General features: G+C 39.5%; 20 protein-coding genes. 17 read left to right on the top strand and 3 right to left on the bottom strand.

The window, feature by feature from the left end; genetic code table 11:
• The first annotated feature begins 56 nt into the window (after positions 1 to 56).
• From recA to mutL, 12 genes are all read left to right on the top strand, one after another.
• The gene (gene recA / locus ABVJ71_RS03865) at positions 57 to 1,097 is read left to right on the top strand and encodes a recombinase RecA (RefSeq protein ID WP_353855687.1); all 1,041 of its coding nucleotides are present in this window, start codon (positions 57 to 59) and stop codon (positions 1,095 to 1,097) included.
• 307 nt (positions 1,098 to 1,404) lie between these two features.
• Complete coding sequence (gene rny, locus ABVJ71_RS03860; RefSeq protein WP_353855686.1) at positions 1,405 to 2,970, top strand: ribonuclease Y; 1,566 nt, start codon at positions 1,405 to 1,407, stop codon at positions 2,968 to 2,970.
• Between the two features lie 88 nt (positions 2,971 to 3,058).
• Complete coding sequence (locus tag ABVJ71_RS03855; RefSeq protein ID WP_353855685.1) at positions 3,059 to 3,853, top strand: TIGR00282 family metallophosphoesterase; 795 nt, start codon at positions 3,059 to 3,061, stop codon at positions 3,851 to 3,853.
• Between the two features lie 202 nt (positions 3,854 to 4,055).
• Complete coding sequence (gene spoVS, locus ABVJ71_RS03850; protein ID WP_003211281.1) at positions 4,056 to 4,316, top strand: stage V sporulation protein SpoVS; 261 nt, start codon at positions 4,056 to 4,058, stop codon at positions 4,314 to 4,316.
• A gap of 204 nt (positions 4,317 to 4,520) precedes the next feature.
• On the top strand, positions 4,521 to 7,559 hold the full coding sequence (locus ABVJ71_RS03845; protein ID WP_353855684.1) for an efflux RND transporter permease subunit: 3,039 nt from the start codon (positions 4,521 to 4,523) through the stop codon (positions 7,557 to 7,559).
• Between the two features lie 175 nt (positions 7,560 to 7,734).
• Positions 7,735 to 8,799, top strand: coding sequence for an L-threonine 3-dehydrogenase (tdh, locus tag ABVJ71_RS03840; RefSeq protein ID WP_353855683.1), 1,065 nt, complete (start codon positions 7,735 to 7,737; stop codon positions 8,797 to 8,799).
• Positions 8,799 to 9,977: a glycine C-acetyltransferase gene (locus ABVJ71_RS03835; protein ID WP_353856549.1), complete on the top strand. Its 1,179-nt coding sequence runs from the start codon at positions 8,799 to 8,801 to the stop codon at positions 9,975 to 9,977. The genes tdh and ABVJ71_RS03835 overlap by 1 nt, the downstream gene beginning before the upstream one ends.
• A gap of 164 nt (positions 9,978 to 10,141) precedes the next feature.
• On the top strand, positions 10,142 to 11,668 hold the full coding sequence (miaB, locus tag ABVJ71_RS03830) for a tRNA (N6-isopentenyl adenosine(37)-C2)-methylthiotransferase MiaB (RefSeq protein WP_353855682.1): 1,527 nt from the start codon (positions 10,142 to 10,144) through the stop codon (positions 11,666 to 11,668).
• 1 nt (position 11,669) lies between these two features.
• Complete coding sequence (locus ABVJ71_RS03825) at positions 11,670 to 12,104, top strand: RicAFT regulatory complex protein RicA family protein (RefSeq protein ID WP_353855681.1); 435 nt, start codon at positions 11,670 to 11,672, stop codon at positions 12,102 to 12,104.
• Between the two features lie 327 nt (positions 12,105 to 12,431).
• Positions 12,432 to 12,977 (top strand): outer spore coat protein CotE, encoded by a 546-nt coding sequence (gene cotE, locus ABVJ71_RS03820; RefSeq protein ID WP_353855680.1) that lies wholly within the window; start codon positions 12,432 to 12,434, stop codon positions 12,975 to 12,977.
• A gap of 126 nt (positions 12,978 to 13,103) precedes the next feature.
• Complete coding sequence (gene mutS / locus ABVJ71_RS03815) at positions 13,104 to 15,677, top strand: DNA mismatch repair protein MutS (RefSeq protein ID WP_353855679.1); 2,574 nt, start codon at positions 13,104 to 13,106, stop codon at positions 15,675 to 15,677.
• A 21-nt stretch (positions 15,678 to 15,698) separates the two neighbouring features.
• Positions 15,699 to 17,606, top strand: coding sequence for a DNA mismatch repair endonuclease MutL (gene mutL / locus ABVJ71_RS03810; RefSeq protein WP_353855678.1), 1,908 nt, complete (start codon positions 15,699 to 15,701; stop codon positions 17,604 to 17,606).
• Between the two features lie 60 nt (positions 17,607 to 17,666).
• On the opposite strand, the gene bslA is transcribed toward mutL, so the two are convergent.
• The gene (bslA, locus tag ABVJ71_RS03805; protein ID WP_353855677.1) at positions 17,667 to 18,206 is read right to left on the bottom strand and encodes a biofilm surface layer hydrophobin BslA; all 540 of its coding nucleotides are present in this window, start codon (positions 18,204 to 18,206) and stop codon (positions 17,667 to 17,669) included.
• A gap of 125 nt (positions 18,207 to 18,331) precedes the next feature.
• Positions 18,332 to 18,739: a hypothetical protein gene (locus ABVJ71_RS03800; protein ID WP_353855676.1), complete on the bottom strand. Its 408-nt coding sequence runs from the start codon at positions 18,737 to 18,739 to the stop codon at positions 18,332 to 18,334.
• Positions 18,740 to 19,307: 568 nt separating this feature from the next.
• Here ABVJ71_RS03800 and ABVJ71_RS03795 point away from each other — a divergent pair.
• From ABVJ71_RS03795 to ABVJ71_RS03775, 5 genes are all read left to right on the top strand, one after another.
• Positions 19,308 to 19,781 carry a CarD family transcriptional regulator gene (locus ABVJ71_RS03795; protein ID WP_353855675.1) on the top strand — a complete coding sequence of 158 codons (474 nt, stop codon included), beginning with the start codon at positions 19,308 to 19,310 and terminating at the stop codon, positions 19,779 to 19,781.
• Between the two features lie 293 nt (positions 19,782 to 20,074).
• Complete coding sequence (locus tag ABVJ71_RS03790) at positions 20,075 to 20,782, top strand: poly-gamma-glutamate hydrolase family protein (RefSeq protein ID WP_353855674.1); 708 nt, start codon at positions 20,075 to 20,077, stop codon at positions 20,780 to 20,782.
• 156 nt (positions 20,783 to 20,938) lie between these two features.
• Complete coding sequence (locus tag ABVJ71_RS03785; protein WP_353855673.1) at positions 20,939 to 22,087, top strand: tetratricopeptide repeat protein; 1,149 nt, start codon at positions 20,939 to 20,941, stop codon at positions 22,085 to 22,087.
• A 704-nt stretch (positions 22,088 to 22,791) separates the two neighbouring features.
• Positions 22,792 to 23,526: a poly-gamma-glutamate hydrolase family protein gene (locus tag ABVJ71_RS03780; RefSeq protein WP_353855672.1), complete on the top strand. Its 735-nt coding sequence runs from the start codon at positions 22,792 to 22,794 to the stop codon at positions 23,524 to 23,526.
• Positions 23,527 to 23,602: 76 nt separating this feature from the next.
• Positions 23,603 to 24,052: an OsmC family protein gene (locus ABVJ71_RS03775; RefSeq protein ID WP_353855671.1), complete on the top strand. Its 450-nt coding sequence runs from the start codon at positions 23,603 to 23,605 to the stop codon at positions 24,050 to 24,052.
• Between the two features lie 281 nt (positions 24,053 to 24,333).
• Here ABVJ71_RS03775 and ABVJ71_RS03770 read toward each other — a convergent pair whose 3' ends face one another.
• Entirely contained in the window at positions 24,334 to 24,588 is a 255-nt protein-coding gene (locus tag ABVJ71_RS03770; RefSeq protein ID WP_353855670.1) for a spore coat protein, read from the bottom strand.
• Positions 24,589 to 24,623: the final 35 nt, after the last annotated feature.

The following is a 24,623-nucleotide window of genomic DNA, read 5'->3' as shown; positions in this document are numbered from 1 at the left end:
GATGTGAAACAAGGTATAGTATAAATAGTGGAATTGATAAAGGAGGAAACAATAGAATGAGTGATCGTCAAGCAGCCTTAGATATGGCTCTTAAACAAATAGAAAAACAGTTTGGTAAAGGCTCTATTATGAAACTAGGAGAGAAAACAGATACACAAATTTCAACAGTGCCTAGTGGTTCATTAGCACTTGATACTGCGCTGGGGATAGGTGGATATCCTCGCGGTCGTATTATTGAAGTTTACGGTCCAGAGAGTTCTGGTAAAACAACAGTGGCTCTTCATGCGATTGCAGAGGTTCAGCAACAGGGAGGACAAGCCGCATTTATTGATGCAGAGCATGCACTTGATCCTGTTTATGCTCAAAAGGTAGGTGTCAATATCGATGAGCTTTTACTGTCTCAGCCGGATACAGGAGAACAAGCACTTGAAATTGCAGAGGCACTTGTCCGCAGTGGTGCAGTTGATATTGTTGTCATTGACTCAGTTGCTGCTCTTGTACCAAAAGCAGAGATTGAAGGAGACATGGGTGATTCACACGTTGGTCTTCAAGCACGTTTGATGTCTCAAGCACTTCGTAAACTATCAGGTGCAATCAACAAATCGAAAACAATTGCGATCTTTATCAACCAAATTCGTGAAAAAGTAGGCGTCATGTTTGGGAACCCTGAAACAACTCCTGGCGGACGAGCATTAAAGTTTTATTCTTCTGTTCGTTTAGAAGTGCGTCGTGCTGAACAGCTGAAACAAGGCAATGACATTATGGGGAATAAAACAAGAATTAAAGTAGTGAAAAACAAAGTTGCACCACCATTTCGTGTTGCTGAAGTAGATATCATGTACGGTGAAGGGATCTCCAAAGAGGGAGAAATCATCGATCTTGGAAGCGAACTAGATATTGTACAAAAGAGCGGTGCTTGGTATTCTTACCAAGAGGAACGCCTTGGACAAGGCCGCGAAAATGCGAAACAGTTCCTGAAAGAAAACAAAGATATCCTTCTAATGATTCAAGAACAAATCAGGGAACACTACGGTTTAAATACAAACGGAGTGAAACCAATTGAAGAAGAACAAGAAGAATTGGAATTTAATGAGTAAAAAGATGCAAGACGCTGAAAAGCGTCTTTTTTTTACAATAGCATGATAGTCAGTAGCACAAAAGTTCTGTCTTTGCTTGAAATAACGACTTGCACCTCAGTCTGACTAGCTTGACAAGTATTTCCGACACAATTACAATGGAAATGTATCACTTGTTTTTCTTAACATGATTGATAACTAATTTAAACTTGACAAGGGCAGTGAGAATCTCATTCCCTGTGAAGGTCCTGTATGTTGAGACACAAGACAATGTACACGCCGACACTTTATTTGTAAAACCAAGTTCATAGCAAGAGGAGGTGAAAAAATGTCGCCTACGATGATGTTTACGATCATCTCCATTTTGCTGAGCCTAATCTGTTTAGTTGTTGGCTACTTTGTTCGTAAAACCATTGCAGAAGCAAAAATATCCGGCGCAAGAAACTTGGCCGAACAAATTGTTGAGGATGCAAAGCGTGATGCGGAAGCATTGAAGAAAGAAGCGCTCTTGGAAGCGAAAGATGAAATTCATTCGTTTCGTGTAGAAGCGGAGCAAGAAGTTCGTGAAAGGCGTAATGAGCTTCAAAGACAAGAAAACCGTTTACTTCAAAAAGAGGAAAATCTTGATCGCAAAGACGAATCTTTAGATAAACGGGAGTCCCTGTTGGAGAAGAAAGATCATTCTCTGCATGAACGACAACAACATATTGAAGAGATGGAAAGCAAAGTGGATGATATGATTCGTTTGCAGAAAGCTGAGTTAGAACGTATTTCTAGTCTAACTCGAGATGAAGCGAAACAAATCATTCTGGATCAAGTTGAAAATGAGCTTTCCCACGACATTGCAGTCATGACGAAAGAATCCGAAAACCGAGCGAAAGAAGAAGCTGATAAAAAAGCGAAAAACATTCTTTCACTTGCGTTACAGCGTTGTGCGGCTGATCATGTAGCTGAAACAACGGTATCTGTCGTCAATCTTCCAAATGATGAGATGAAAGGTCGTATTATCGGACGTGAAGGACGAAATATCCGTACGTTAGAAACGTTAACAGGTATTGATCTGATCATTGATGATACACCTGAAGCTGTTATATTATCGGGCTTTGATCCGATTAGACGTGAAACAGCAAGGATAGCTCTCGATAAGCTAGTCCAGGATGGCCGCATTCATCCTGCACGAATTGAAGAAATGGTAGAAAAATCTCGCCGCGAAGTCGATGATTATATTCGGGAAATGGGTGAACAAACGACATTTGAAGTCGGTGTTCATGGTTTGCATCCGGATCTTATCAAAATTCTCGGACGCTTGAAATTCCGTACAAGCTATGGACAAAATGTCCTGAAGCATTCAATTGAGGTTGCACATTTAGCAGGTCTCATGGCTTCAGAGCTTGGAGAAGATGCGAAGCTTGCGAAACGAGCAGGTCTTCTGCATGACATCGGGAAAGCCATTGATCATGAAGTAGAAGGAAGCCACGTAGAAATTGGCGTTGAGCTTGCGACGAAATATAAAGAGCATCCTGTTGTCATCAACAGTATTGCCTCTCACCATGGTGACCAAGAACCGACATCGATTATCGCTGTTCTTGTTGCTGCAGCGGATGCTTTATCTGCAGCACGCCCTGGTGCAAGAAGTGAGACGCTTGAAAATTACATTCGGAGACTTGAAAAGCTAGAAGATATCTCTGAATCTTATGAAGGTGTTGAAAAATCGTTTGCAATACAGGCTGGACGTGAAGTACGTATAATGGTGAAGCCAGATTCAATTAATGATCTTGAAGCTCACCGTCTAGCAAGGGATATTCGTAAGCGAATTGAGGACGAGCTTGATTACCCTGGCCATATTAAGGTTACGGTCATTCGAGAAACTCGCGCAGTAGAGTATGCAAAATAGAGCGGTGCGCTTAGCGCCGCTTTATTTTTTTATGTAGATATGCAACACTTATAGAACGTCACTTTATCAGAGAAAGGGTTCAAAACGCATGAAAATTTTATTTGTTGGAGATATAGTCGGTTCACCTGGAAGAGACATGTTAAAAGAATATTTGCCAAAGCTTAAAAGAAAATACCAGCCTCACTTTACAATTGTAAACGGAGAGAATGCTGCTCATGGAAAGGGTCTGACAGAAAAGATATATCACGAACTATTACAAGCAGGGGCTGACGTGCTTACAATGGGAAACCACACATGGGATAAAAGAGACATTTTCGACTTTATCGATGATGCAGCGAATATTGTCCGTCCAGCTAATTTCCCGGAAGGTACACCTGGAAAAGGGTTAACGTTTATTCAAAAACAAGGAAAAGAACTTGCTGTGATGAACTTGCAGGGACGCACATTTTTACCGCCAATTGATTGCCCATTTCAAAAAGTAGATGAACTTCTTGCGGAAGCTTCAAAACGGACACCTTTTATTTTTATTGATTTTCATGGTGAAGCGACTAGTGAAAAGCTAGCAATGGGCTGGTACACGGATGGTCGTGCATCTTGTGTCGTTGGAACGCATACACACGTTCAAACAGCTGATAATCGGGTGCTTCCAAAAGGAACCGCTTATATTTCAGATGTTGGCATGACCGGTCCTTATGATGGCATTTTAGGTGTAGACCGGGAAACCATCATTAAACGATTCAAAACAAGCTTGCCTGTACGATTTGAAATGGCGGAAGGCCGGACAACGTTAAGTGCTGTTATCGTAGAAATTGACGAACAGTCGAAAAAAGCTGTCAAAATTGATCGAATTTTGATAAATGATGACCATATGTTCTTTGAATAAACGTTCACTTATTTATTTCAGAAAAATATTAATCAGAAAGAAGGAATATGCACCCTCTATCGTGAATATAGTAAAAATGGTAAGTACCCTGCTATTTTTGAAAAACATTTTGGGGATGGATTTTCAAAAAAATAGCACCATCTAACAAAGATTGTTCTAATGAACACTCACTTATCCATTGTAAATTTAAGGGGGAGCAGAAATGGAAATTTTAAAAGTTTCAGCAAAGTCAAATCCGAATTCAGTAGCAGGAGCATTAGCCGGCGTTTTACGTGAACGCGGTGCAGCAGAAATACAAGCAATAGGCGCTGGAGCTCTGAATCAGGCAGTCAAGGCTGTCGCCATTGCAAGGGGATTTGTTGCACCAAGCGGAGTGGATTTGATATGCATTCCAGCCTTTACTGACATTCTTATCGATGGAGAAGAAAGAACAGCGATCAAATTGATTGTTGAGCCACGATAATTCTAATTTTATTATTTTCAACCTGCTTACATCATGTAAGCAGGTTGTTTTTGTTTACCGCTATACATTTCTCATATAACATATTTGTTTCACAAAATGGTTCAAAAGACTACATATGAGAGCTTGCATTTTTTCACCAAGATGATAAATTAATAATGAGTTAAAAATAATTCATTAAAAATAAATATTTAAGTAGGTGAAATAATGATTAAAGCTTTTTTAAAAAGAGGAAAGCTTGTTTTTATTTTATTTTTTATCGTTCTCATTGTAGGCGGTTACTTGTTCACACAGCTTCCTAAACGAGAACTCCCTGAATTCCAAGCGAATATCGTCACCATTTCAACCGTTTTTCCTGGTGCAGATGCGAAAAAGGTGGAAACAGATGTAACTAATAAGCTTGAATCAGCTATATCTGATGTCAATGGTGTGGAGAAAACGAGTTCTGTATCTGCAATTGGCTTTTCCAATATTGTGGTGAAAATTGATGATCAAGCAGATTTTCAAAAGGTTGCAAGTCAAATTAAAAATGAAATCACAAATGTTTCTTTTCCTGACGGCGTCATGGAACCAGATGTGAAGGATGAATTTGGTCAGGTTCCAGTTGGTTCATATATGCTGGTAGCAAGCAAAACATCCGACTTAATGAAAAGTCAGGAAGCACTGCGTTCACTAAAGGAAAAAGTAGAAGACATCAAAGGTGTTGACGGTGTTGTTATCAAAGGTTTCAATGAAAAGCAAGCTATATTGAATGTTGACTCCAATAAGTTAGCAAATGAAGGTTTAAATGTTAACGATGTCATCAATGCCATCAATCAGGAATTTGTCACGTCTCCTTTAGGTGACATTCGCACATCTGGAGAAAAGGTGAAGCTATCAATTGATGCCTATGATCGTTTAGATCAAGTGAAAAAGGTTGAGCTTTTCTCAAAAACGAATCGAGAGACTGTGCCTATTAGCCAGCTTGGCACTTTAAAAGAAGTGGAGAAAGAGAAAAATGATATTGTTTCGTATAATGGTAAACCAGCATATTCGTTTACTGTCAATATAAAACCAGGTCTTGATATCCCTAAGATGTATGACAAAGTAAGTAACGTCATTGAAAAAGAGAAGCAGCTACCAAATGGCGTTGAGTGGGTAAACTACTATTCGCAAAAAAGCGAAGTAAATAAGATCTTTAACGATTTAATCAAAGAAGCCATCATTGCCGTCATTGCTGTTATCGTTGTGACGACACTTGGGCTGACAATTGGCGGTGCGTTTATCGTTTCTCTAGCCATCCCATTATCGATTACCATCGGGACGATTCCACTTCCATTTTTACAAGTTGACCTCAATCAAATCTCCATCATTGGCTTCATTATTGCATTAGGAATACTCGTTGATGATGCCATTGTTGTCAACGATAATATTTTGAGGCAGATGAAAAAATACGAAAGTCCGCTAAAGGGCACCATTGCGGGAGTAAAAGAGGTTGCTGGGTCCATTTTAACATCGACACTTGCCGTCGTATTTGCCTTCTTACCGCTCGTTTTCCTATCAGGTGCGAACGGTTCATTTATTCGTGCATTACCTTCCGTTCTTGTGACGACTGTGCTTGCATCTATGGTCATCTCGCTGACGCTTGTTCCAGTCTATCAATATACAGTCAACAGGAGAAGAAAGGACAAGACGGTTCAAAAGGAACCAGGATTTTTAGGAAAACCATTCAAAAAACTAGCAGATTTTTATGCGGATCGCATGCTGACAAAGATCGTCAAACGACCGCTTCTTATCGGATTAACGGGTCTATTCGTTGCGACATTTGCATTTTTACTGATATTCGTCACTCCATTTGAATTTTTCCCTGCTGCTCATAAAAAAGAAGTGGTCGTTACGGTCACACTTCCAAGTGAAACGACTTTAGAGAAAACAAATAAAACACTTGAGAAAATTGAACAAGAAATCAAACAGCAAAAAGGAATCGAAGAGACCGCAATATTTGCAGGTGGCGGACTGCCGAACTTATTTAATGAAAGCATCTCAAATGCGAGTGACCATACAGGCCAAGTTGTGGTGAGAGTAGACAATGATCAGATGACAAGTACAGCGCTGATCGACCGTATGACAGAGCCTTTACGAGAGAAATTTAAAGATGCTGAAATCTTTATGAAAACCATTGTTCAAGGACCACCAACAGGGGCGCCAGTGACCGTATCTATAGCGGGTGATCAATTTTCAAAACTGATTGATGTGAAAGAAAAGCTGACAAAAGAAATGAAGGAAAATGGTGCTAGTCTGATCACTGACAATGTCAATCAACCAGTGAAAACCATATCATTTGAATTAAACCGTAACCGAATGGCAGAAGACGGTTTAAGCGCTCAGTTTGTGAGCAGACAGTTAGGTCTTGTGACCGAAGGAATCCCAATAGGTACCTTTAAACAAGGAACAGATGACATAGATCTATTGGTTAAACAGGAGATGAGCACACATCAAAATGGTATGAAACTGAATGAAATGAAAGTACCTGTCAATGCAAATGGTGGCGCTGTGCCGTCTCTTGAACCACTAAGTCGTTATGTGAAAGAAAAAGAAACGGAGCAATACGAGAGCATTCCTCATGAGAATGGTATCCCAACGATTACGATAAAAGCGTACCCCGGAACGTCAGATACGTTTAAAGACGATATGAAAGATGCCGTGAGTAAAGTTGAAAAAAGTGATGTCTCACAAGGTATAACCATATCTCAAGGAGGAGAAAACGATGACCAGACGCAATTCTTCATTGAAATTAGCCTTTTATTTGGAGTGGTGCTGCTTCTTATTTATGTGACCATTGCATTTCAATTCAATTCGCTAATACTCCCTCTTTTAGTTCTAGGCACTGTTTACTTGGCCATCTCAGGTGCTATTATTGGACTGTTTGTTACACAAACCCCATTCAGCTTTATGGCGACTATGGGTATCGTGTCATTAGCAGGCATTGTGGTGCGAAATGCTGTTGTTCTGTTCGAATTTATTGAGCAACGGCGTAAGCTTGGGCTTGATCAACATACAGCTGTAATTGAAGCAGGTAGAGCAAGAATGAGACCAATTTTGCTCACCGCATTTACAGCACTTGTAGCATTAATGCCTATAGCTTTAAGTGATGATCCACTTTTTAAGCCGCTTGCAATCTGTATTGTATCAGGCGTCTTTTTCTCTACGGTTCTCACACTGCTCATTGTACCAGCACTTTATGTCACCGTTTCAAAAAGAAGATAACAATCAGGCAAATCTCCTATCATTCGGAGATTTGCTTTTTTTTTTAGAAAAAATTTCTGAAAAAATCTTCAGGCGTGATCATTTGTCTTTTTCAAGAGGACAGTGGTATTTACGACTAAAATAAGACGTGTTAAAATCTGATTGGGAGAAGTTTTTTGCGAAGGGGATGTGCGTCATGTGCGGAACGATGAAAGCAATTGTTAAAAAAGAAAGCGCTTACGGAGCGGTATTGGCTGAAATGCCTATTCCTGAAATCAATGAACATGAAGTGTTGATTCAAGTAAAAGCCACATCAATTTGCGGAACAGATGTGCATATTTATAATTGGGACGATTGGGCAAAGAAGAGAGTCAAAGCACCGTATATTTTTGGACATGAATTTACAGGGGAAATTGTGAAGGTAGGACAGCAGGTAACACGCGCAAAAGTGGGGGATTTTGTGTCGGCTGAGACTCATATTGTTTGTAATCAATGCTATATGTGTTTAACAGGGCAGCAGCATTTGTGTCATGAAACGAAAATTTTAGGAGTAGACATTGACGGCTGTTTTGCTGAATATGTCAAAGTGCCTGAACAAAATGTGTGGCATCATCCAGTAGATATGCCTGAGGAGATTGCTTCCATTCAAGAACCGCTTGGGAATGCGGTTCATACGGTCTTACACACGTCTGTTTCAGGAAAATCAGTTGCGATTTTTGGCTGCGGACCCATTGGCTTAATGGCAATAGCGGTGGCAAAAGCCTCTGGAGCTATTCGAGTGTTTGCCATTGATAAAAATGAATACAGGTTGAAGCTCGCTGACAAAATGGGTGCAGATCATATCATTGATGTTGGAAAAGATGATCCTGTCACGTTCATCAAACAGCATACGCGGATGGAAGGGGCAGACGTGATTTGTGAAATGTCCGGTCATCCTAGAGCCATTAACCAAGCACTTGAAGCTTGTGCAAACGGGGGCAAAATCAATATTTTAAGTCTTCCAGAGCGGCCGGTGACAATTGACATTACGAATCACATTGTATTCAGGGGACTGACGGTTCAAGGGATTACTGGCAGAAAAATGTTTGAAACATGGCACCAAGTATCTGAACTTTTAAAAACGAATACGATTGATGTTAAACCGGTTGTCACACATACTTTGCCATTTGAAGATTTCGAAAAGGGGTTTGAATTGATGAGAAATGGTACTTGTGGAAAGGTCGTACTCATGATGCCATCACATGAAAGGGGGAAGAAATGATGAAAGAATTCACATATTTACAAGATGAGCTAGAATCTATGAAGCACAAGGGAACCCATCAAACGTTAAAAGAGATCGACTCAAAACAATCATCTACAGTGACATTAAATGAACAATCCGTTATACAACTCTCCTCCAATAACTATTTAGGCCTGACCTCACATCCAAGGCTGATGAAAGCGGCGAAAGAAGCGATTGATGAATTTGGTGCTGGTACAGGGTCAGTACGGACAATTGCTGGAACAATGACTATACATGAACGACTTGAAAAAAAGCTTGCTGCGTTTAAAAAGACAGAGGCAGCACTCGTTTTTCAGTCAGGTTTTACAACAAACCAAGGGGTCTTATCAAGTATCTTAACAAAAGATGATATTGTCATTTCAGATGAGCTGAATCATGCTTCTATTATAGATGGAATCCGATTAACAAAAGCAGATAAAAAAGTATATGCGCATTCAAATATGAAGGAACTTGAGAAAATTTTAAAGAAATCCATGAATTATCGTGTTCGACTGATCGTGACAGATGGCGTTTTTTCTATGGATGGAGACATTGCGCCACTCCCTGAAATTGTACGGCTAGCAGAAGCCTATGACGCATTTGTAATGGTTGATGATGCACATGCTTCAGGCGTACTTGGCGAAAATGGCCGCGGGACTGTCAACCATTTCAAGCTAGATGGCAGAGTGCATATTCAAGTTGGAACATTGAGCAAAGCTGTTGGCGTACTTGGCGGCTACGTTGCTGGTTCTGCTGTCTTAATTGATTACTTAAAGCATAAAGCAAGACCATTTTTATTCAGTACCTCTCATCCTCCTGCTGTCACTATGGCATGTGAAGAAGCCATTGATGTGCTATTAGATGAACCGGAGCGAATTGATAAGCTTTGGGAAAACGCCACATATTTCAAAGAGAAGATAGTAGAACTCGGGTTTCTTATTGCGCCAACCGAGACACCAATCATTCCGATCATGGTGGGAGATGAGGCGCTTACGTTCCAATTTTCAAAGGCATTAATGGAGCGAGGCGTTTTTGCCCAAGGTATCGCCTACCCGACTGTGGCGAAAGGAAAAGCAAGAATAAGAGCTATCATTACAGCAGAGCACAAAAAAGAAGAACTAGACCGTGCACTGACGATTATCGAAGAAGAAGCTAAAAAACTAAAGATATTAAATTAAAAGGGAGCAGTGCTCTCTTTTTCTTTTGAGAGTCGATCGTTTTACGAGATTGACCGATTGAGCAGAAGATTTATAATGAAGTACAGCACATGAATTTATTTTCAATTCATCAGAAAATAGTCTATACTGTAGGGTGGAGCTTGGTTTGAAAGGAGTACAAATTCATGAATGAAAAGCAGAGAAAAGCGAGCGGACAAGTGAGTTCATCGGACAAAAAATCCGAGAAGGACTACAGCCAATATTTTGAAGCTGTTTACATTCCGCCATCGTTAAAAGATGCAAAAAAACGGGGTAAAGAAGAAGTCAAATACAATCAATTTCAAATTGACGAGCGGTTTAAAGGTATAGGGGAAGGTCGTAAATTTTATATCCGCACATATGGCTGTCAAATGAATGAACACGATACAGAAGTGATGGCTGGTATTTTTATGGCGCTAGGCTATGAGCCGACAAGCTCTACTCAAGATGCAAATGTCATCTTACTGAACACTTGCGCCATTCGTGAGAATGCTGAAAACAAAGTGTTTGGAGAGCTTGGGCACTTAAAAGCGTTAAAACGTGAGAAGCCAGACTTAATTTTAGGTGTTTGTGGATGTATGTCACAAGAAGAATCCGTTGTAAACCGCATTTTGAAAAAGCATCCATTTGTAGACCTGATTTTTGGCACGCACAACATTCACCGCCTGCCAGAGCTTCTATCTGAATGTTATTTATCGAAAGAGATGGTGGTCGAGGTTTGGTCGAAAGAAGGAGATGTCATTGAAAACCTTCCGAGAGCACGCCACGGTAAAATTAAAGGCTGGGTGAACATTATGTACGGTTGTGATAAGTTCTGTACATATTGTATCGTCCCTTACACTCGTGGCAAGGAAAGAAGCCGCCGGCCAGAAGAAATTATTCAAGAAGTCAGACGGTTAGCTGCAGAGGGGTATAAGGAAATTACGCTTCTTGGACAGAACGTGAATGCATACGGAAAAGATTTTGAAGACATGGAATACAGTCTTGGTCATCTCATGGATGAACTGCGTAAAATCGACATTCCACGTATTCGCTTTACAACCAGTCATCCGCGTGATTTTGACGACCACTTAATTGAGGTGCTTGCCAAAGGCGGCAACTTGCTGGATCATATCCACTTGCCGGTACAATCAGGAAGTTCTTCTGTGCTGAAACTGATGGCAAGAAAATATGACCGTGAGCGTTATCTTGATCTTGTTCGTAAAATCAAAGAAAAAATGCCAAATGCATCCCTCACAACAGATATTATTGTTGGGTTTCCGAATGAAACAGAGGAGCAGTTTGAAGAAACGCTATCCCTCTATCGTGAGGTTGAATTTGATGCGGCTTATACGTTCATTTATTCTCCGAGAGAAGGAACACCTGCAGCAAAAATGAAGGATAATGTTCCAATGCGCGTGAAGAAAGATCGACTGCAGCGCCTGAATGCACTTGTAAATGAAATTTCTGCTAAGAAAATGAAGGAATATGAAGGGCAGACTGTCGAAGTATTAGTAGAGGGTGAAAGTAAAAACAATCCTGATATCCTAGCCGGATATACGAGTAAGAACAAGCTTGTGAATTTTAAAGCACCGAAAGAAGCGATTGGCAACATCGTCAAAGTGAAAATTACTCAAGCGAAAACTTGGTCTCTTGACGGAGAAATGGTTGAAGAAGCTATCGAGGTGAATTAATATGGCGCTTTATTCAAAGAAAGAGATTGTCGAGCGTGCAAGAGAGCTCGCTAAAATGATTGCTGATACAAAAGAAGTTGATTTTTTCAAAAAAGCGGAAGCGCAAATCAATGAAAATACAAAAATTTCTACAATTATTAATCAAATTAAGGCGCTTCAAAAACAAGCTGTGAATTTAAAACATTACGGCAAACATGAAGCCTTAAAGCAGGTCGAAGAAAAAATTGACGCACTGCAAGAGGAGCTGGATGACATTCCAGTGATTCAAGAATTCAAAGAATCACAAATGGAAGTCAATTCATTGCTACAACTAGTAGCGCACACAATTTCAAATCAAGTAACTGATGAAATTATTCTTTCAACCGGCGGTGACCTCTTATTAGGTGAAACCGGTTCAAAGGTGAAAAACTCATCACCAAGTTGCTCCATTAAATGAAAAAATCCCGCAGATGCGGGGTTTTTGTTGATTGTTCACATCACCTATGACATTCAAGGATATCCTCATACATTTCCTCTTTTAAAAAAATTTCATACACGTTAAGAATGGCTTCCTTTATTTAAAACACCAAACATCCGAAACCGATTTACTTTGCTCCAATTCTCTCACTTTCCAACTTTTCCAATTTTCAAGGCAAGTTTATGGGCAACCATGCATACACTGAAACAGAAATGAATTTAATTGAACATGAAGCTCAAAATCATGACACACTAGACGAATGCCCAGCATAAGATAAAACGATCAAGAACAAGGAGGCATGCCGGAATGTCTGAATACAGAGAGATTATTACAAAAGCGGTGGTTGCAAAAGGGAGAAAATTCACCCAAAGCACACACACCATTTCTCCATCGCAAAAACCAACCAGCATACTAGGCGGTTGGATCATTAATCATAAGTATGATGCTGAAAAAGTCGGTAAAACAGTCGAAATTGAAGGAACATTTGATATTAACGTGTGGTATTCTTACGCTGACAACACAAAAACAGAAGTTGTGACCGAGCGTGTGAAGTATGTAGATATCATCAAGCTGAGATACAAAGACAAAAATTTCCTTGATGATGAGCACGAAGTCATTGCCAAAGTGCTTCAACAGCCCAATTGCTTAGAAGTCACCATTTCTCCAAATGGTAATAAAATTGTTGTTCAGGCAGAGCGTGAATTTATCGCTGAGGTTGTAGGAGAAACAAAGGTTGTGGTAGAGGTCAACTCAAATTGGAAAGAAAAAGACGATGAAGAGTGGGAAGAGGAAGTAGATGAAGAGTTAGAGGATATTCATCCAGAATTTTTGGCGGGTGATCCAGAAGAATAGTTGATGACTAGGGCGCATGTACCCCTAGTTTTTTTGTGTTTAGGTCAAGGCAGAAACAAGGCGTTTTTTTATGATATAATATAAGATGGTATGAATGAGAAAGTAATATAGTGAGGGATTAAAAATATGGCAAGTTATACGCCCATGATACAGCAATATTTAAAGATAAAGGCTGATTACCAAGATGCCTTTTTATTTTTTCGCTTAGGCGATTTTTATGAAATGTTTTTTGATGATGCAAAAGAAGCGGCACAAGAACTAGAAATTACATTAACAAGCAGAGATGGTGGGACGATTCCCATGTGCGGCGTTCCTTATCATTCTGCATCCACATACATAGAACAACTGATTTCCAAAGGCTATAAAGTCGCCATTTGTGAGCAAGTGGAAGATCCTAAAACTGCCAAAGGTGTGGTGAAAAGAGAAGTCGTTCAGCTCATCACACCTGGTACGGTAATGGACAGTAAAGGTTTAAGTGAAAATGAGAATAACTTCATTGCGTCTGTTTCCTATTTTCAAAATGGTTATGGTCTGGCGCTCTCTGATTTATCAACAGGTGAAAACATGGTCGCTTTCATCGAACGATTAGATGAGGTCGTGTCTGAAATTTATTCTGTCGGTGCAAAAGAAATTGTTGTATCGAAAGAGCTGGGTGAGGAAACGGTGAAGACACTGAAAGAGCGCTGTCAGGCTACTATTTCATACGAAGATAACGAAGGTGTGATGAATGAAGCAGAATCGCTCGTTTCCCACCTTGACCAACACTTAAAGTCTGCCTTTCTCAGATTATATACTTATTTAAGAAGAACGCAAAAACGAAGTCTTGACCACTTGCAGAAGGTACAAGTGTTTGAACTTGAACAAACCATGAAAATTGACTTATATTCTAAGCGAAACCTTGAATTAACAGAAACCATTCGTTCAAAAAGCAAGAAGGGTTCCTTATTATGGCTGCTAGATGAAACAAAAACAGCCATGGGCGGAAGACTGTTGAAGCAATGGATTGATCGGCCGTTAATTCGACTTTCGCAAATTAAGGAACGTCAGGAAATGGTGCAGATTCTCATGGATCATTTCTTTGAACGAGAGGACTTGCGTGAACGGTTAAAGCAAGTGTATGACCTTGAGCGTTTAGCTGGACGCGTTGCATTTGGGAATGTGAATGCTCGTGATCTCATTCAACTGAAGGAGTCCTTAAAACAAGTACCAGCCATAAAAGAACTTGTCCTTTCATTACCAGAAGAAATGGCAAAATCAAGAGCAAATGACATTGATCCTTGCGGTGATCTCTTGAAATTATTAGATGATGCCCTTTATGAGAATCCGCCAATGACTTTAAAGGAAGGCAATTTAATTAAAGACGGCTACAATGAGAAATTAGATGAATATCGTGATGCCAGCCGGAATGGGAAGGACTGGATTGCACGGCTTGAACAGCAAGAAAGAGAGTATACTGGCATTCGTTCATTAAAAGTCGGTTTTAATAAAGTATTCGGCTATTATATCGAAGTGACCAGGGCGAATACGCATTTGCTAGAGGAAGGTCGTTATGAACGAAAACAAACGCTCGCCAATGCAGAGCGCTACATTACACCTGAATTGAAAGAAAAAGAAGCACTCATTCTTGAGGCAGAATCAAATATTAGCGAATTGGAATATGAATTGTTTACAGCTCTTCGAGAAGAAGTCAAGGGATATATTCCTAGATTACAATTACTCGCCAAACAAATGAGTGAGCTTGATGCGCTTCAATGCTTTGCCACTGTGAGTGAAAAACGTCGTTATGTCCGTCCGGAATTCTCAGATGATGAGGTTGATGTTGTAGATGGACGTCATCCAGTTGTTGAAAAGGTGATGGATCACCAAGAGTATGTCCCGAACAACTGCCAGATGGGGAAAGGCAGACAAATTTTACTCATTACAGGACCAAACATGTCGGGGAAAAGCACGTATATGAGACAGATGGCCCTCATCTCTATTCTTGCTCAAATCGGTTGTTTTGTACCTGCATCAAAGGCGACTCTGCCTATTTTTGATCAAATCTTTACACGAATTGGTGCAGCAGATGATTTGATTTCAGGACAGAGTACCTTTATGGTGGAAATGCTTGAAGCAAAAAATGCGATGGTGCATGCAACGAAAAATAGCTTGATTTTATTTGATGAAATCGGACGAGGAACAAGCACCTATGATGGAATGGCGCTTGCGCAGGCGATCATTGAATTTGTTCATGACCATATTGGGGCAAAAACCCTTTTTTCCACGCATTATCATGAATTAACTGTACTAGAATCTCAATTAAATGAGTTGAAAAATGTTCATGTGCGTGCTGAAGAACATGAAGGGACTGTGGTTTTCTTACATCAGATCAAAGAAGGTGCGGCTGATAAAAGTTATGGAATACATGTAGCTCAGCTTGCTGAATTGCCTGATGCGATCATTGATAGAGCCCAGACTATTTTAACAGAGCTTGAGGGTGGGACACATGAGGTCATTCCTAAGGTTTCTGCATCACCAATAACGGAGAAACAAGAGAAAAAACAGCTTTCCTTTTTTGAAATAGAAGAAAAACCACAAACCAAACAAGTCCTCAAGAACAAGGATCGAGCGGTTTTAGAAGAACTAAAATCATTTAATTTAATGGATATGACACCACTTGAAGCCATGACAAAGTTATTTGAATTGCAAAAGAAATTATAATGTAAGGTGAGGTGAGCGGTAATGGCAAAGATTATTCAGTTATCTGATGACCTATCAAACAAAATTGCTGCTGGTGAAGTCGTCGAGCGTCCTGCTTCAGTTGTGAAAGAGCTTGTGGAAAATTCGATTGATGCAAAGAGCACGGTGATCGAGATTGATGTAGAAGAAGCAGGTCTTTCTTCTATCAGGGTGATAGATAATGGTGTAGGAATAGATGCTGAAGACTGTAAGCTCGCCTTCCAAAGACATGCAACGAGTAAAATCAAAGATGAAAATGATCTTTTTCGCGTCAGAACACTCGGATTTAGAGGAGAGGCACTCCCAAGTATCGCCTCTGTCTCTTATCTAGAAATGAAGACAAGCACAGGGGAGGGAGCTGGAACGCATTTAGCCCTCCAAGGCGGAAAGATCATTTCAGAGCAAAAGACATCTGGGAGACGCGGGACAGAAATTCTCGTAACAAATTTATTTTTTAATACGCCTGCTCGGTTAAAGTACATGAAAACCGTTCACACAGAGCTTGGTAATATTTCAGATGTTGTCAACCGGATTGCACTTGCTCATCCAGAAGTATCAATTCGCTTGCGTCATCAAGGAAAAGTCCTGCTTCAGACGAATGGAAACGGGGATGTTCGGCATGTATTGGCTGCCATTTATGGAACGGCTGTGGCGAAAAAAATGCTGCCACTTTACGTACAATCACTTGATTTTGAAGTAAAAGGGTATATTTCCTTACCAGAAGTGACGAGAGCATCGCGGAATTATATGTCTTCAGTTGTAAACGGCAGATATGTCAAGCATTTCCCGCTGGTGAAAGCCATCCATGAAGGGTATCACACGTTGCTGCCGATTGGACGCCATCCGATTACATTTATTGAAATGAAGATGGATCCGATTTTAGTGGATGTGAATGTGCATCCATCAAAACTTGAAGTAAGGCTTAGTAAAGAGCAGGAACTTCATGAACTGATTAAACAGGGAATTAAGGAAGTGTTTCAAAAGCAGCAGCTCATTCCGAGTGCTTCGTTACCAAAGAAAGCACCAATGCCAACTGTGAAAAACGAGCAGCAGTTTTTAACCTTCGATTCAAAACAAGCGAATGTAGAAAGTACACAAAAACCAATAGCCTATCAATCGTCCTCGCTTGAATCGACTGTCTATGAGACCAATCAGAAAGACACGTGCGACATGTCTGAACCCGAAGATATGCAATCGGCATTATCATCACCTTTTGAAGAACAGTCAGACGTAAGCTACGTGTCTGGTGTCGATTTATATGAAACTGCTGCTTCACAAGAGGAATCTGTGATGCAAGAAGAGGCGGCTGAATCAGTTGACGACACCGAACGAGTTCCTATTATGTATCCAATAGGTCAAATGCACGGAACATATATTTTGGCTCAAAATGAACGAGGACTTTATATTATTGATCAGCATGCGGCCCAAGAACGAATCAAATATGAATATTATCGTGAGAAGGTAGGCGAAATTGAACAAGAGGTTCAAGAAATGCTCGTCCCACTAACATTCCATTACTCAAAAAACGATATGCTGATTATTGAAGAGCATAAAGACGCTTTAGCGAAAGTTGGAGTATTTTTAGAGCCTTTCGGATCAGGGAGCTATATCGTTCGGTCACATCCGCAATGGTTTCCAAAGGGGGAAGAAGCTGAACTGATAGAAGAAATTATTCAACAGGTGCTCGACGAAAAGCGGATTGATATTAAAAAACTAAGAGAAGAAGCCGCTATTATGATGAGCTGTAAAGGCTCTATTAAAGCAAATCGCCATTTGCGTCATGATGAAATAAAGGCTCTCTTAGACGAGCTCCGTCAAACGACTGACCCTTTTACATGCCCGCACGGCCGGCCGATTATCATTCATTACTCTAAATATGAAATGGAGAAGATGTTTAAACGTGTGATGTAAAGGACTCTTACCATAATAAAAAAGCGCTCAAAGTTCAAAGGAGCGCTTTTTTAATTTCAATTAGCATCCGCAAGGGTTTGTTGGTGGTGTGACCACAACGGGTCGCTTAATAATATCAATCGTATCCTCTGCATAAAATGTGGAACCGATGCTGATCGTACGGTTTTCTGCGCGGAACGTATATGTACCTGCGGCAGGGAGTACTTTATGTGAAAGCTGTAAAGTATATTGTGAACTTCCAAATAAATCGAATCTAGCTGGGATACGGACAGTTTTTCCGCTGTTTAAAATGTGGCTGTCTTTTAATGCTTTTCCGTTGATCATATCTTTCGTTGTTGCTTGAAAGCCTGTAGGCAATGTGAACTCAACCGCACCGATACTTAGGACAGAATTTGGTCGGTATGTCAGCTCAATATCAGAAAACGACCATTCCTGCTTACTTATTCCTGTAATTTTTGCATATAGTGCTGCTGGTCTTGCATTGGTCGAAGCTTTGCCTTCCTCCGTTTTGACTCCTTCAGCGGATGCAGCAAGCGGTACAGATAAAGCCATGATGAGTGTAAGCAGCCCCATCGTAAGAATCATTAGTGTTTTTTTCATTTCTTCCTTCCCCCTTGTTTGATGATAGGTAAATAATGGATTAATTTATCCATTATTTACCTAAATTCTACCATATCTACATATGGGATTAAATGGTATGTTTTGCCCTTATTTTGTCTATTTGTTTAGTAATATCGGGGTAAGAAAGCATTAGGATGATTCATTCCGTTCACATGACCTGTCATTTGATAGTTGGGTGCCATCATCATATGGCCGCCATCATGATAACCGTAAGGATGATATGGAGGCATGCCGTATCCAACATATGAGCCTTGAAGATGATGATCATCATTCATTGGAAAAGCTGAATATGGATTATATTGATGGGCAAATGGAGAGTAGGCTGCATGATGACTTGAGTAATGACTTCCATCAGAATCTTTTTTTCCAGTATGATAATGGTTTGGAATATTCATTGGGCCATGCGTATTTGGCGCGATCATATGCTCATGGTTGGCTGTATACACATTTTCAAATGTATGATATGGATTTCCTTGATGGTAATGAGTATTCTGGCTATTCATGTTGTTCATTTGTATCGCATCCTTTTTTTCAGTTTGCCATATACTATGTTGATCGCAATGTTCATGAGCCTATCCATACGAAAGAAAAAAACCGGCTTTTCAGCCGGAAAAGCATTAAGCAATGGAAGCGTCAAACACTAAATGTAAATCCATATTTCTTTTTACGACGCTTCTGACATTTGCAACAGACACTTTTAGGATAATAATGGGGATCGTAGCTTCTTGAAGTATCCCAAAAATCACCCTCAAACCAATCATCTTTTTTATGATATGACTTCTTTTCTTTACACTGGTCAACATGCTTATTATCGTCATGTTTTTTATAGCAGTCTGAGTGGGAATGTTTGCACTTGCAGTTGCACATTGTCATCCCTCCTAAATGTGACTCAATGTTAGTTTATGCAAAGAGTGTCAAAGAGGACTGGATGATGCGGTTCTTTTGCAAAAAAGGCTTTTTCTTTACAATTTCAAATAAAAAGAATTGACTGGTTCTAAAATAACATGATAAAATATAAATTTTTATCATTTGATGAAATGTGTTATAATCATCATGTGAATACTTTCGGAGGTGGCGGATTTGTTTCAAATAGGTGATAAAATTGTTTATCCAATGCATGGAGCTGGTGTGATTGAAGGAATGGAAGAAAAAGAAATTTTAGGTAAGACGGAGGAATATTTTCTGATTCAAATGCCTCATATGCAAATGATGATCCCTCGGGGCAGAATCAATCAAATGGGCATACGACCAATTGCAGATCAAGCAACATTAAAGGTTGTGATGAACAATTTTGATGAAGAGACAAACGACGACACGCTAACTTGGAAGCAGAGATATGATGAGAATATGAAAAAGCTAAAAACAGGCGCGATTGAAGATGGTGCAAACGTTGTGAAAGATTTAATGAGAAGAAATCAAAAGAAGGCACTAAATTCCAGTGAAAAGAAGATGCTTGATGACGCAAGAGGGATTCTAGTGAGTGAAATATCACTTGCACAAGGGTTATCGCAAGATGAAGTACTAACAGTTTTAGAGAATGGATTAAAAATCTAATATTTGATATGAACAGATTGCTGCAAACAGGTGTGTGATAAACACTTTGTTTGCAGTTTTTTTATGAAGAAAGAGGAATTCACCCATTTTTGTAGTGTTTTTTACAGCAGAAATAAGGGAATTATACATAAAAGGGGAAATGAAAAGAAGTCTTAAGTACCTAGTCAAAATAAAAAAGCAGGAAAGTTTTCCTGATTCATTTAAATGAGCAGAACAATCTTTGAATACCTTCAGCATTTGATAGTAAAATGATGCGGTAAGATGCACCTAAGAGAATGAAAAGGAGCTGTGAGATGAAAAGGCTACTAATAACTGGACTCATATTTCTAATCGTATGTGTTTTTTTGACAGTGAAATGCAGTCATTCTATTGAGGATAAAAAAGAACGAGAAAAAGGTGATCAATACGAGAGCTTTAAACAGCTAATACGACATGAAAAAGATGGTTATGAAATAGAATTTCACGAAAAGGGCGGAAGCGATTTACTCGTTTTTTCACCCCATGGCGGTGAAATTGAACCAGGAACAAGTGAAATTGTAGAAGCATTTAATCAAAGTTATTCTACCTACTTATTTGAAGGAACGAAAAAGGACAACAACCGCGATCTGCATATTACAAGTACAAATTTCGATGAACCGATTTTGGTGCAAATGATTAAAACATATCCATTATCTATTTCCATACACGGTTATAAAAGTGATAGGAGACATACGCTTGTTGGGGGAACGAACCGAAAGATGGCCAAAGCTATGGTGCGTGAATTACAAGATAGAGGTTTTTCTGCAGAGGTGGTGCAAAAAGGTGAGCGGCTTTCTGGAACAGATCCGAAAAACATTAATAATCAAAATGCAAGTGGTGAAAGTGTTCAACTTGAAATTAGTACTGGGCAGAGAGAAGCCTTTTTTGACAATTTTGACACAAGGAAGGGAAAGAAAAAAGCATTTAGGCGCTATATTTATGCAATAAAAGAAGTAATCAGAGAATTTGATACGTCGTCATAGAAAAAAGAGCAAAATAACCCGATTTCAACTTAGTAAAAAGGATAGAAATATGCTAGCTGAAGATAAAATATGTAATTCATGTCAATTTGCCTTAAAATCATAAATTATGTAAAATAATAGATATCAGTTTGAGATGATAGAATGGGGCTGAAGTGGATGGCACACAAAATACCATCTTCCGAAGTAGGTGTAAAGATCAATCAATGGTACACGCATATTTGCAAATTTGAAGTAAAAGAAGCTAAAGAAATGAAGCGCCTTGTTGAGCAAGAGATCCGTGATATGGAAGAAGATCAAGATTTATTACTTTATTATTCATTAATGGATTTCCGCCATCAAATGATGCTTCAGCACTTATCTCCAATCCACGCTGGAAGTGAGCCGCTTCACGCTGTATCCTTTCCAAAAGAAATAGAAGATGCAGAAGATGAAATGACAGGCTTACTGGCCTATTACTTTCATTTTTTCCATGGGATGTATGCATTTATCCAGCGGCGATATATTGAGGCCATTTCATACTACAAGCATGCGGAACATCAGCTCATTTTGGTGACAGATGAGATTGAAAAAGCAGAATTTTACTATAAAATCGCTGAAGTATACTATCATATGAAACAAACCTATTTCTCTATGCATTATGCAAAAAAGGCGAGAGACATTTATAAAAAGCACCAGCTTTATGGGAAAAGAAGTATTCAATGTGATTTCGTTATGGCTGGCAATTTGATTGATGTAAGTCAGTACCAAAAAGCGCTTCCTTATTTAGAAAAGGCTTTAAAGGTCTGTGAAGCATTGGAAATACAAGAGTGCATGTCCTATTTTAAAGCAATGGCACTCAACAACTTAGGAACTTGTCATTATAGTATGGGAACTTACCATACCGCTTCCGTCTTTTTTGAACAAGCCATTTCACTTTATCAAAAAGATCAGGTCTCGACGATGATGAAATCACTGTTCTCACTTGCCCTCACTCGTTTTAAACTTGGAGATATAGAGCAGGCGATCCAAGCAGTAACCGAAGGGATGAAACAGGCGTCTTTATTAGAAGATGAGATTTATCAGTTGAAATTCCAATTTTTACAGGCGCTCTATATGGAGAAAAACAGCTGTGAAAAACTGATATCAGCCCTATTTGGTTTAAAAAGGAAAAAAATGTTCGCTGATTTAGAGGAATTAGCGCTTGATGCGGCAAATTATTATAAGGAACGCGACATGTACAAGGAGTCTTCCACTTTTTTTGAAATTGTGATTGAAGCGCGTACGCACATTCAAAAAGGAGATGAGATGTATGAAAATGAAGCGTAACCTGTCAACTACTCAATTAGAAGAAAGACTTCACACATAAAACAAAGCGGAAAAATGACACCCTTTACGAAAAAACGTAAAGGGCTTTTTTATGATCTTAGAGCGCGATATTGACCCTTATGCAAGGAAGTCCGGCTTCGTTACACCATAAACGGTTGGACCTTAGGCTTCACAGTGCTGGTTTCTTAACGGCCTGCTGGGCTTGCAATCGTTTGCTATTAGGCCCGTAAGTTGGCGGCTGTCTTATTGTTTAAATAAAACGCTTACATCTTGTGGGATAATTGAAAAAGGTGGAAAAAATGTAGAATTAGCCGATGATAGGTAGGAGAGTTCTTCTTAGAGAACTAAAGAATGGATGAAGAAAAAAAGGGGGATCATGACAGGGTCAATGCTCATACAAACCTTATTCGACACAGGCAAAAAAAATTGAAAACATGATGAAAAATGCTGAATTAAAGAAAACAGACTGGATATGACTAGGTCATTTTAAACAAAACTTCATTTGTTTGTCATACTATTCTAACTCTGTTTTCAAACAGCGGAGGCGTTTCTGTGTATATAAATGCAATTATCTTATTTTTGAGGAATCTCACGATCTAGAGTGTTATGATCAAATTCGGAGAGAAAATGTGGAAAAAATGAAAAGACATGATGATTCAATAAATTATAGAAACGGCTTAGAAATCTGTTAAAGGAGAACGGAAATGAAGAAGTTTTTTGCTTTGCTTCTCCTGCTTGCGATTGTTTGGGGCGTCTATTATACCATGCAAGCAAAGGAACATGATGAGCCATTGTCATTAGGTGGAGAAGACGAAAGCGGTTCAACGGATATTTATCGCAATTTTAAAGAACTTGAAGAAAACGAAACAAGTGACAGTTATCAAATTACATCCAACCCAGCCCCTAATAGCCGTCTTCTTGTGATGTCACCCCATGGCGGGAGAATTGAAGGCGGGGTCAGTGAGATCGTCCATTTTTTTGATAACGAATTCTCTACGTATTTATTTGAAGGATTAAGAGAAAATGCTTCAGAACTTCATATTACAAGTACAAACTTTGATGAACCGACCGGAGTTGAGCAGGCAAAAGCACATGATTATGTGTTAGCAGTGCATGGATATAAAGGTGAGGAAGGAATAGATCATACACTTGTCGGCGGGACTGATTACGACCGAGCTGAGAAAATTGTGAACTCATTAGAGCGAAACGGTTTTTCTGCTGAACTTGCTGTTGCACACACGACTCTTAGCGGAACGAGCAATCATAATATTAATAATCTTACGAAAACAGGGCAGAGTGTGCAACTTGAGATTAGTAGAAGTCAACGTGAAGCTTTATTTGACAGTTTCGATTATCGAAGGCGGTCAAATACAAAAAATGAAACATTTTACCGTTATGTCAAAGCAATTAGAACGGTGCTGGATGAAGAATATACATAAGGACTGTGCACATCATAAGACAAGCAAGTGTTTTCTTGTTACACTATAAAAAGTGATAACAAAAGGAGAGACGGATATGGCACGTCATCATTTTCATCTTCAGGCAAGCTGGCCTGGTATGCGTAACGATGTTGGTACAATTGCATGTGAACAATTAAAAACAAAAATCTCGATTCCAAAAGAGATGGACGGACCAGGTATTGGAACAAATCCAGATGAGATGCTTTTAGGTGCAGCGGCAGCATGTTATATCATTACACTTGCGGCCATGATGGAGAGAAGCCATTTAGATAAAGAGGATTTATCCATGAGCTCTGAGGCTATAGTGGATGTGACAAATGGTGTTTTTACATATGAAAAGATTATCCATAGACCTGTCATGATTCTCAAAAAAACGGCTTCAACTCATGATATTGAACTGGCTCGCAAGCTTGCGCATAAAGCCGAAAGCTCATGCATGATCTCAAGGGCTGTGAAAGGGAATGTGGACATACTCTTAGAAGAAACCATTCAAATAGGCCGCTAAAATCAAAAAGTCATTTTCTCCATAAAGAAGAGAAAATGACTTTTTTTATAAGATCCAATCGGTTTAATCGCTTCATTCTTTTTTTCTAGCTAGTTTTTCTTTGCCCCGCTTCATACAATCACTCGGCATATGAAGAGTGTCCTTAAAAATCTGCTCTTTTTTGTTTTGGATATAAAAAAACACCTACTTTACTGAACAGTCGGTAAAGTAAATGTTCACCCATAAAAAATTTGTGACATTCGATTGATTTTATATTTTGATGTTGTCACTGAAAAGTCATATTAATAATAAGGATATGGTGGGTATGGTGGTGGATAAGGGTATCCATAGCCGAATCCTGGAGTAAGAAGTGACCCAGCAATCAGGCCGCCAGCAAAACCACCTAAAAACGGAGAACCGAAAAATCCAGGTCTCCCAAATCCAAAGCCAGGTCCCCCAAATCCAAAGCCGGGTCTTCCAAATCCAGGGCGTCCAAATCCAAAGCCAAAAGGCCTTCTAACATCTTCTTGGATCAAATGCGGATCAAAATGATTCATAAAAAAAGGCTCCTTTCACATAAAATCACTGTAAC

This window comes from Bacillus sp. Bos-x628, from assembly GCF_040500475.1.
Classification (GTDB): domain Bacteria; phylum Bacillota; class Bacilli; order Bacillales; family Bacillaceae; genus Bacillus; species Bacillus maqinnsis.
This window is presented reverse-complemented; position numbering and strand designations above follow the sequence as displayed.

Excerpts from the sequence above, each read along its gene's own strand:
- recA (WP_353855687.1), top strand. The coding sequence starts at position 57 with ATGAGTGATCGTCAAGCAGCCTTAGATATGGCTCTTAAACAAATAGAA.
- rny (WP_353855686.1), top strand. The coding sequence starts at position 1,405 with ATGTCGCCTACGATGATGTTTACGATCATCTCCATTTTGCTGAGCCTA.
- ABVJ71_RS03855 (WP_353855685.1), top strand. The coding sequence starts at position 3,059 with ATGAAAATTTTATTTGTTGGAGATATAGTCGGTTCACCTGGAAGAGAC.
- spoVS (WP_003211281.1), top strand. The coding sequence starts at position 4,056 with ATGGAAATTTTAAAAGTTTCAGCAAAGTCAAATCCGAATTCAGTAGCA.
- ABVJ71_RS03845 (WP_353855684.1), top strand. The coding sequence starts at position 4,521 with ATGATTAAAGCTTTTTTAAAAAGAGGAAAGCTTGTTTTTATTTTATTT.
- tdh (WP_353855683.1), top strand. The coding sequence starts at position 7,735 with ATGTGCGGAACGATGAAAGCAATTGTTAAAAAAGAAAGCGCTTACGGA.
- ABVJ71_RS03835 (WP_353856549.1), top strand. The coding sequence starts at position 8,799 with ATGAAAGAATTCACATATTTACAAGATGAGCTAGAATCTATGAAGCAC.
- miaB (WP_353855682.1), top strand. The coding sequence starts at position 10,142 with ATGAATGAAAAGCAGAGAAAAGCGAGCGGACAAGTGAGTTCATCGGAC.
- ABVJ71_RS03825 (WP_353855681.1), top strand. The coding sequence starts at position 11,670 with ATGGCGCTTTATTCAAAGAAAGAGATTGTCGAGCGTGCAAGAGAGCTC.
- cotE (WP_353855680.1), top strand. The coding sequence starts at position 12,432 with ATGTCTGAATACAGAGAGATTATTACAAAAGCGGTGGTTGCAAAAGGG.
- mutS (WP_353855679.1), top strand. The coding sequence starts at position 13,104 with ATGGCAAGTTATACGCCCATGATACAGCAATATTTAAAGATAAAGGCT.
- mutL (WP_353855678.1), top strand. The coding sequence starts at position 15,699 with ATGGCAAAGATTATTCAGTTATCTGATGACCTATCAAACAAAATTGCT.
- bslA (WP_353855677.1), bottom strand. The coding sequence starts at position 18,206 with ATGAAAAAAACACTAATGATTCTTACGATGGGGCTGCTTACACTCATC.
- ABVJ71_RS03800 (WP_353855676.1), bottom strand. The coding sequence starts at position 18,739 with ATGAACAACATGAATAGCCAGAATACTCATTACCATCAAGGAAATCCA.
- ABVJ71_RS03790 (WP_353855674.1), top strand. The coding sequence starts at position 20,075 with ATGAAAAGGCTACTAATAACTGGACTCATATTTCTAATCGTATGTGTT.
- ABVJ71_RS03785 (WP_353855673.1), top strand. The coding sequence starts at position 20,939 with ATGGCACACAAAATACCATCTTCCGAAGTAGGTGTAAAGATCAATCAA.
- ABVJ71_RS03780 (WP_353855672.1), top strand. The coding sequence starts at position 22,792 with ATGAAGAAGTTTTTTGCTTTGCTTCTCCTGCTTGCGATTGTTTGGGGC.
- ABVJ71_RS03775 (WP_353855671.1), top strand. The coding sequence starts at position 23,603 with ATGGCACGTCATCATTTTCATCTTCAGGCAAGCTGGCCTGGTATGCGT.
- ABVJ71_RS03770 (WP_353855670.1), bottom strand. The coding sequence starts at position 24,588 with ATGAATCATTTTGATCCGCATTTGATCCAAGAAGATGTTAGAAGGCCT.